1 protein-coding gene is annotated in these 1,410 nt (G+C 65.7%); it reads left to right on the top strand.

Annotated elements, in window-relative coordinates; genetic code table 11:
• Positions 1–261 precede the first annotated feature (261 nt).
• Positions 262–1,410, top strand: a 1,149-nt coding sequence (locus tag I71_RS04575) for a cache and HAMP domain-containing protein (protein WP_159107346.1), incomplete at its 3' end; no start/stop codon positions are given.

Here is a 1,410-nt window from a genome sequence, read left to right as displayed (position 1 = left end):
CGTTTCCTCCCTAAACTCGGGCCGCGGCTGTATAGCTAGCGGCCTTTTCCTTTTTACGCAATATGCTGAAAGTCAGCTTTGCGAACTTTTTTGGCTGGGGTCCGGATGAAAAATGCCAGACGCCGCGCCACACCGCCGATCCAAATCGCAAAGGCTGCGGTCCTTCCGCTTGACCCTTTATAAAGGGCTGGGATGATAGAGCGTCTTCACCGATCGTCCCATTCCGGCTTGTCCAAAGCCGCCCGAAAGGATCACGCCACCATGACGGCTCTTGGACAGCCGAGCGGCAGCACTGCCGGACAGAGGGTTGCAGGACAGAAGATCGCCGGAAAGAACAGCGCCACCGGCCGAAAACCGGGCCGGGCAATCGGCCTGCGCGTCACGGTTGCGGTCACCCTGGCGGTTCTGTTGCTTGGATCGACCCTGGTGAAGGGGGTGGTGGTCGGCAACGGCGCGGCGGATGCGCTGGCTAAGGAGGTCGGCAACTCGATGACCGGGCTGGCCCAATCGCTGGCCCGGCAGCTCGATCTGACCATGTGGGCGCGCGCCAACCAGATCGCCGCGCTGTCGCGGATCGATGCGCTGAAGGATCCGGCGGTGGCGCAATCGACCATCGACGAGTTGAAGCGCCGCGACCCGACGATCGCCTGGATCGGCATGACCGATGTGAACGGACGGGTTGTCGCCGCATCCAACGGGTTGCTGATGGGCGCCGACATCTCCAGCCGGCCCGTCCACCAGGAAGGCATGAAGGGCCTGTTCGTCGGCGACGTGCATGAAGCGATGGCGCTGCGCGGCAAGGTCCCCTATCTGGAGGGCGAAACGCCGAAATTCGTCGATGTGTCCGCTCCCTTGCAGAAGGCGGACGGCACGGTCGTCGGCGTGCTGGCCGCCCATTACAGCTGGGAATGGGCCCATGTCTCGATCCGGCAGCTGATCGAGCCTTTGACCGACCGAAAGGGCTTGACGCTCTATATCCTGTCGGCCGACGGCACCGTGCTGATCGGCCCCGATTCGGCAGTCGGCAAGCCCCTGCCGGTGCCGACCAGCCGGCTTCGCGACGGCTGGAGCAGCGAGGTCTGGCCCGACGGCGTCACCTATGTGACCGGGGTGGCCCATGGCAAGGGACTGCACGATTATGCGGGGCTGGGCTGGACCGTCGTCGCCAGCCAGCCGGCCGGCATTGTCTATGCCCAAACCAACCGGCTGCGGGCGACGATCGTCACGTCCGGCGCGGTGCTTGCCCTGCTGTTCAGCGTGATCGGCTGGTTCGCCGCCGGCCGCATCGCCCGCCCGCTCGGCGCCATCGCCGACGCGGCGGAGCGGATCGGCAAGGGCGAACGCGGGGTGGCGATCCCCGATGTCGGCGGTGCGGCGGAAATCGGCCGGCTTTCGGCATCGCTGCGGGAA

Source organism: Azospirillum sp. B506, assembly GCF_000333595.1.
GTDB lineage: Bacteria > Pseudomonadota > Alphaproteobacteria > Azospirillales > Azospirillaceae > Azospirillum.
The sequence above is the reverse complement of the archived record's forward strand: the minus strand, read 5'-3'. Positions and strand labels throughout refer to the sequence as shown.